Origin of the sequence: Virgibacillus sp. 7505, assembly GCF_002272135.1 — a bacterium.
Taxonomy (GTDB): Bacteria; Bacillota; Bacilli; order Bacillales; family Amphibacillaceae; genus Terribacillus.
On the sequence record NZ_NPBF01000188.1, the window covers coordinates 1 to 270 of the forward strand.

Consider the following 270-nt stretch of genomic DNA (forward strand, 5'->3'; position numbering starts at 1 on the left):
TAGTTCCTACGGTTAGAAGTCTTATCGCTTCGTTTTTAAGATTTTTACTTGCGTTACGATCTCGATCGTGATGTGTTCCACAAGAAGGGCAATCCCATTCACGGAGGTTCAGATTCTTAACGTCTTTGTTTTGATAGCCACAACTAGAACATAGCTGAGAACTAGCGAATGTTTTTGATACAGCCACCACTTGTTTGCCATACCACTTTGCTTTATATTCGAGCATAGTTCTAAATTGAGTCCAAGAGGCGTCACTAATGGCTTTTGCTA

At 40.4% G+C, this 270-nt stretch carries 1 protein-coding gene; it reads right to left on the reverse strand.

Going from position 1 to position 270, the window contains the following annotated elements; translation table 11 throughout:
• A partial coding sequence (locus CHH91_RS18535; protein ID WP_141234219.1) for an RNA-guided endonuclease TnpB family protein occupies nt 1–270 on the reverse strand: 270 nt, incomplete at both ends.